Annotated in this window: 7 protein-coding genes; 3 read left to right on the top strand and 4 right to left on the bottom strand. The window is 69.1% G+C overall.

Annotated features, from left to right (window positions below; genetic code table 11):
* On the top strand, positions 1–3,508 hold a 3,508-nt coding region (locus CCN51_RS38840; protein ID WP_143676019.1), incomplete at its 5' end, for an NACHT domain-containing protein.
* Positions 3,509–3,574: 66 nt separating this feature from the next.
* On the opposite strand, the gene CCN51_RS38835 is transcribed toward CCN51_RS38840, so the two are convergent.
* Both CCN51_RS38835 and CCN51_RS38830 read right to left on the bottom strand, forming a co-directional pair.
* On the bottom strand, positions 3,575–3,784 hold the full coding sequence (locus CCN51_RS38835) for a DUF397 domain-containing protein (RefSeq protein WP_014179998.1): 210 nt from the start codon (positions 3,782–3,784) through the stop codon (positions 3,575–3,577).
* On the bottom strand, positions 3,781–4,620 hold the full coding sequence (locus tag CCN51_RS38830; RefSeq protein WP_043491743.1) for a helix-turn-helix domain-containing protein: 840 nt from the start codon (positions 4,618–4,620) through the stop codon (positions 3,781–3,783). The genes CCN51_RS38835 and CCN51_RS38830 overlap by 4 nt, the downstream gene beginning before the upstream one ends.
* A gap of 242 nt (positions 4,621–4,862) precedes the next feature.
* Here CCN51_RS38830 and CCN51_RS38825 point away from each other — a divergent pair, with 242 nt between their 5' ends.
* Positions 4,863–5,117 carry a hypothetical protein gene (locus CCN51_RS38825; protein ID WP_014179996.1) on the top strand — a complete coding sequence of 85 codons (255 nt, stop codon included), beginning with the start codon at positions 4,863–4,865 and terminating at the stop codon, positions 5,115–5,117.
* A gap of 6 nt (positions 5,118–5,123) precedes the next feature.
* Positions 5,124–5,414, top strand: coding sequence for a hypothetical protein (locus tag CCN51_RS38820; RefSeq protein ID WP_086860654.1), 291 nt, complete (start codon positions 5,124–5,126; stop codon positions 5,412–5,414).
* Between the two features lie 41 nt (positions 5,415–5,455).
* On the opposite strand, the gene CCN51_RS38815 is transcribed toward CCN51_RS38820, so the two are convergent.
* Together CCN51_RS38815 and CCN51_RS38810 are read right to left on the bottom strand one after the other, a co-directional pair.
* Entirely contained in the window at positions 5,456–6,289 is an 834-nt protein-coding gene (locus CCN51_RS38815) for an EI24 domain-containing protein (RefSeq protein ID WP_014179994.1), read from the bottom strand.
* Positions 6,290–6,322: 33 nt separating this feature from the next.
* Positions 6,323–6,565: jacalin-like lectin (locus CCN51_RS38810; protein WP_281262476.1), on the bottom strand; the 243-nt coding region annotated here is incomplete at its 5' end.

The following is a 6,565-nucleotide window of genomic DNA, read 5'->3' as shown; positions in this document are numbered from 1 at the left end:
CCCCGACCCCGGGGTGTCCCCCTGGGAGGCGATGTCGGGCGCGGCGGTGTGGAGCGAGGGCCATCTCATCGGTGTCGTCATCGAGCATCACGCTTCGGAGGGTCTGGGGCGGCTCACGGCCTCACGCGTGGACCGCTGGCACGAGGCGCTGAGCGAGGCTGAGGCGGCCCAACTCGCCCTGTTCACCGGCTTTCCCGCCCGACGGGAGGGGCTGCGGGAGGTCCGCGTGCCCGCCGGGCGCGCGGGGCAGCGGGAGGAGGCCATACGGGCCCTGCTGAGCGCCGAGCGCACGGACTCCGACGTCCAGCCCTACCGCTTCCTGGACGCCGACGCTCCTGCTCTGGAACGGGTCTATGTCCACCAGCGGGTGGTGGAACACACCGAAGCGGCGGCCCCCGAACCCGTCCCCGCCGAGGAGATCCTGGACCGGCACCGGCATGTGCTGATCGAGGGCGAGGCGGGGGCTGGCAAGTCAACGTTCACGCAGCGGGTGGCGCGGCGCGGTGCGGAGACGCCCGGGGCGCGGGAACACGCCGTACGCATCCCCGCCGTCGACCTGACCCACGGCGCCCCGCTGCCCGCCCTGCTGCGCACGTCGGTGATGCGGCGGCTCGGGGGCCATCTGAGCGCCGAACTCCCCCGCGATCTCTTCGAGTCGAGTGGTGCGTCCTGGCTGCTTCTGGTCGACGGCCTGGACGAGATCGTGGACACGGCGGCGCGGCGCCGCGTGATCTCCATCGTCGAGGCCAACGCCCGCGCATCCGGCCCGTACCGCTGGCTCGTCACCACCCGCTTCCTGCCCCCGCACGAGCTGGCCCCCTTGCGCGACGCGGGCCTCGCCTCGTACGCCCTCGCGCCCTTCGACGAGTCCCAGCTCCGCGAACTGGCCCACCGCTGGCTGGACGGGTACGGCGAGCGGGCCGAAGCTTTCCTGCTGGAGGTCGAACGCAGCGGGCTACGACAGTTGGTCCGTACGCCCCTGGTCGCGGCGATCACCCTGTCCATCTTCCGCCGCGCCCCGGAAGCCGGGCTCCCGACCGGTCGCCCCGGCCTGTACCAGGAGTGCGTCCGCTATCTGTTCAGCGGCCGTCCAGGGGAGGAGGAACGGCGGGCCGGGCTGCTGCGGGCCGTGGCTCAGGCGGGCGGCTCACGACGGCTCGCGGAGTGGCTGTACGGCGCGCGCGTCCCGCTGCTCACTGCGCTCGCCCACAACACACTGACGACTGACGCACCGCTGCTGGAGGAGGCGCTGCGGTGGATCGCCCAGCAGGCCGACGAGCCCACGGACTTCCTGCACGGGTGGCGCGAGGTGGTCACCGGTCTGCTGAGCGGCGCAGGACTGTTGCTGAACGAGAAGGGCTCGGGCGAGTTGCACTGGGCTCACCGCAGCTTCGCGGAATACCTGGCCGCCCACGACACGGCGAGTCGGCTGCCCGCCGACTGGCCGGGGGCGGAGCCGCTGCGGGACGAGTTGGTGCGGGATGCGTTGCGGGGAGAGCGGCGGGACTTCGGGGTGTTGGCCATCGCGTGTTGGGCGAGGCGGGCGGGGGCCGATGCGGAGGCGTTGGTGGGGTGGCTGCTGCGGAGTAGTGACGACTACGACCTCTTTGGCAAGTACCGAGGGACCAGCATCGTCGTCCTGGACGGGGACAGCAGTGTTCCGGACGACCACGCGGCGCTGGCCGGGCGGCTGCTGGCGGAGGGGGTGCGGGTGCCCGATGCCCTCACCACCTCGGTGCTGAACCGACTGCTCGAGAGGGCTGGTTCTCCCTGGCACGCACAGGAGTTCTGCGCTCTGATCGCCGCCCAACCCATGCGCGGCGCGGCATACCAGGCCGTGGTGACCATGGCCGACAACGATCGGCTCAGCATCACCGTGCGCTCAGGTGCCGTCGTCGCGCTCGGGCGCATCTTCGGTTTCGAGGCTGCGCTGGCAAAGGCCGAGCGTCTTCTGGCGTCGCGGCAGATTGAGCACACGACTTATGCGTCGCCGAACTCCGGGAGGACCTGGAGCGGTCCGGTCAGTGAAGGACGGATCGCCGCGGCGTACTACCTGCTGGCCCTGGGCAGCCGGATCCACGGCCCCGTGCGACGTGTCCTCACCGATGTGTCACTGCCGGCCGACGACGATCTGGGGCGTTTCCTCCTCGGCAACTGCGCGGTCGCATTGGGCGACACGGTATCGCTGCTGCGCCTGCTGGACCTGGCCCCCGACGGTGACCGGCTGCCCAACAAGGACGATATGCGGCTACTGATCCAGGCGGGTGCGTATGACACAGCGGACTCCATGACCAACGCGCTCTTCGCCATGGTCGAGGACCTGCCGCCCCCTGACAGCCCGTTGTGGAGGGGCGAGTGGGAGTACTGGCTCGGGGACATCGTCCAGGCTCTGTGCGCCGCTGCCGAAGCGTACTTGTCCGCCGGACGGGATGAGGCGGCTGCGGCTGTCGCACGGCGGATCCTCGGCGCCCCACTCCCGTCCGACGAAATGAACGCCACCCCGTACACCGTGCTGGTGCGAACGGGCGTACCGGAGCCGGCCCTCGCCGCACTCGCTCCCGGAAAGGACGGCACCTCACCCCCGCTGTACGGGCCCCACTGGACCGAAATCGCTCGCACACTGCATGGCGAGGGTTATGTCGACGAGGTACGGAACGCCACGGAGGCACGCCTCGCCCATCCCATGCCGTTGGCCGAGGCGGTGGATATCGCCAAGTACCTCGTAGAGGCCGGAGACCCGCGGGGTCTGGAGGCGCTGCTGGCCATCGCCAACCACCCCGACACTGAGGTCTCAATTGCTCTGCGCGCGGTCCAGGACCTGCTCGGCGGAGAGTTCCACGCGGCGGCGGTCGACACGCTCATCGCGCTGTCTCGGCGGCCGGTATCGGGGGGTACGGGACTGGAAATCGCCCGGCTCCTCGCCGGTGCGGGGGTAGAAGACGAGACCAGCCGCCTCGCGCTGACCCTGGTGCGCGCTTGCATGGGCGATCCCGACACCTGGGAGATGGCGGCTCTCACCGAGCCCCTGCGGCTGCTGTCCGCGCTCCGCCCCGAGGAGGGACGGGCCCTGCTGCTCGAAGCGGCCGCCTCCCCCCACCTGCCCACGCGGGACTTGGCAGATCTGGCCCGGATGCTGGAGCGGTGCGGCGAGCGGGGGGCTCTGGAGGATCTGCTCCGGCGGTGGTCCGCAGTGGCCACGCACGACCACGAATTCACACAGCTCGGCAGCTTCCTGGCACGCTGCGGCAAGAAGGGCGAGGCGGCCGCCGCGTACCGGAAGGCGCTCGCGGTGCGTGCGGGCGACACCGAGATCTGGAGTCTGTACGGGGTCAAGGAAGCCGTGGACGGGCTGCGCTCTCTCGGCTCTCCCCTCACCCCGGAAGACATCTCCGCGCTACGGACCGCGTACGCCTCACTCGCGCCGCCCGACAACTTCTCCAATCGCCACGACGTCGAGTGGCTGGCCGCCCTGCTCGATCAGCTCACCGAAGGAGAGGACGAGGAGTAGGCCGACCCCTGTCCCGCGCGACGGCTTCGCAGCGCGGGGCAGGAGGGAGTTCGCGTTGCTTCGTGGTCAGACGGCGGGGAACTCCCCGCCCTTGACGGCGGCGACGAACGACGACCAGGCGAACGACTCGAAGACGAGCGCCGGGCCATGCGGCTCCTTGCTGTCACGGACGGGGACTATGCCGCGCGAGGCGACGAGGTTGGCGGCGACCTCGACGCAGGCGCCGCCGTTGGAGCTGTAGGAGGACTTGAACCAGCGGGGGGAATCGGTCGTCACGGGGTGCCCTTTCGTACCTGCTCGATCATGGCCACGGATTCTGTTTGTGACAGGGCTTCGGCCTGCAACTGATGGTAGGCCGACAACGTGGCCTGAACGTAGGTGGATTCGCGGTCCAGATATCCCCGGGCCTGTGACTCCGCATACGCCATCATGGACCAATCCGACATCGTCAGCAGGTAGACGGGCAAGTTGAACGGTCGTCGCTCGCCTATGCCGTACGGAGCAACCTGAAGATGGGTGTTCGGCAACGCAGCGACCTCCACGAGGTGTTGCAGCTGCTCGTTCATGACCTCGGCGCCGCCGACTGGACGTCGGATGCAACTCTCATCCATCACTACGAGCATCGTGGGCGGCCGGGACCGTACGAGTGCCGCCTGCCGCTCCGCCAGAACCGAGACTCGTTCAGCTGCTTGTTCGGGCGTGATGGTGCCCCGGCGTACATCACCGTCTGCCAGCGCCCGTGCGTACGCGGGTGTCTGAAGCAAGCCGGGAATGATCCCAACCTCAAACACCCGGATCTCTACTGCCTGGGCCTCGTACCCGACGTACTCCGGGAATCCCTCCAGCAGACTGCCGTTCCGGAGCTCCCCCCACGCGCGTTCAAACGAGTCTGAGGTCCCGGTGAGCCCGAGGGCCGTGTCCGCGCACCGCGAGAACCGGCGCGTTGGCGGTTTGCAGCCTGTTTCGACCGCCGAAATATGCCTCCCCGAGTAACCCATCCGCTCACCCAACTGGTCCTGAGTCCAGTCGCGCGCTTCCCGCTTGCTGCGTAAACGCGCCCCGTAGGCCGCTTGGGGCGAAGCGTCCGGGTTCAACTCCTTCAGGTTTACCAATGTGTCCTCCGTGCCTGGAACGTTGAAGACACCCCGCCTGTAGACCACGCTGGGCGCTCCCAGTAGTGGAAACACTACGGAGAGGAGCGATCGATGGCTGGCGAAACCACAAATCCGCCAGGACAGGCCGACGAACAGCAGGGGCAGCAAAGCGGCGGCGACCGGCCGACCCTGGAGGAACTGCGGCAGCAGTCGGTGGCTCTGGGCGAACAGATCGCTCAGCATCTGGCGCGGGGGGCGAAGTGAACCGCGCGGACTGGACCACCACCCTGCCCCGTCTCGCGGTCGGCATGGTGGTCTACGACCGGCACTACGACATGCCCGCGACCATCGCCGACTTCGACGGCCCGATGGTCTGCCTCACCCGCCCCACCGGCCTCAAATGGCGATCGCACTGTGCCTCGGTGCGACCGGCCACCGCGTACGAGCGGCGGCAGCTACGCGCCATCGCCAAGCTTCACGCCCAGCGCCAACGAGGCAGCACTTCGCCGGAGTGAGCCCCCATGGCAGATGGCCCCTGGCACGCCGTATGGACGTTCATCAGCACATCCGGCGTCACCACAGGAAAAGCCGACCACACGCGGTATTTCGATATCCGCACCGCCATCTTCAAAGCGGCCTCCAAATCGCTACGGGACCTGGCCCAAGAGGAAACCGCCGAGCGAGACGAGCCCTGGAAACTCCTCGTCGCAGCCCTGTACTCCGAGGCGATGCTGTCGGCTGATGAAGTCGGCGAATGGCGGTACGCGAGTCTGGATGGCTGGGCGAACGTGACGGTTCGCTTCACCCCGTAGCCGCTACGGCTGCGCTCCGGAATCGTCGGCGGTCGACGTAGTCAGCCCGCCGAAGGCGAGGACGAGGGGTAGGGCGCCGCAGGGTAGCCCGGCTGCGTACGGTCGTCGTCCCCGTCCTCATCGTCGTCCGCCCGCGCCTCCTCCCCCATCAGATCCCGCACGAACAGCGTCGCCCCCGCCACCGCCCCCGGCATAAGGAACACAGCCACCAGCGGCAGCAGGAAGGCCAGCGCCAGCGGTACGCCGAAGCCCAGGGTGAACATGCGGCGCCCCTTCAGCAGCCGACGCCGCTCCTTGAGGAGCACACCGCGCCGCAGCAGCGCGATCGACGTGAGCTCTTCGGTCAGGAAGAAGCCCGTGACGCAGAAGGCGAGCACCGGGATCACGGTCTGGCCGATCACCGGTACGAAGCCCAGCGCGAAGAACAGCACGCCCCACAGCACGACCCGTATCACCAGCGCGATCGCCTCGCGCAGGCCGATCCACAGCTCGCGCCACAGCGGCAGGCCGGACTCGGGCGCGGTGCCGGATTCGGAGATGTCGACCTGTTCGGAGAGGGATTCGTAGAAGGGCTGGCCGACGAGCAGCGTGACCGCCGTGAAGGTGAGGATGGCGAGGAAGAGGCAGACGCCGACGAAGAGGACGGCGAGCGCGCCCCGGAAGACGTCGAGCCATGGCGAGGGCCAGCCGTCGGCGAAGGGGGTGGACCAGTCGATGACGTCGTCGGTCCAGAAGAACAGCGCGACGAGCGCCGCCGCGTACCCGACGAGGGTGATGAGGGCGGGAATCATCCCGAACCCCCACCACCGTCCGTGCCGGGCCACCCAGCGCTGCCCCTTCACCAGATAGCCGAACCCGGCCGCAAGATCACGCATGGGGCCGTAGCTTACTTGGCCTGGGTGAACCTCTTACTTACGCGCGTACACCACTCCCAACTTGTCGATCTCATCACCCGCGCGCCCCGTGAAGCCGGTGATCTGCCACCCCGCGGGGGCGGTGTACGTCACGGCGTCGGAGGTCGGCGTTCCGGCGGCGAGGTGGCGGCCCGCGTCCGTCGTGAAGGCGGCGGAGAAGAGGCGGGTGCGGTCGTCCTTGGTGCCGCGGGTGAGGGTGACCGAGGTGAGGTGTTCGGCGGGGGCGAGGGTGAGGGC

It is taken from the genome of Streptomyces milbemycinicus, assembly GCF_002154605.1.
In the GTDB taxonomy this organism is placed as follows: domain Bacteria; phylum Actinomycetota; class Actinomycetes; order Streptomycetales; family Streptomycetaceae; genus Streptomyces; species Streptomyces milbemycinicus.
This window is presented reverse-complemented; position numbering and strand designations above follow the sequence as displayed.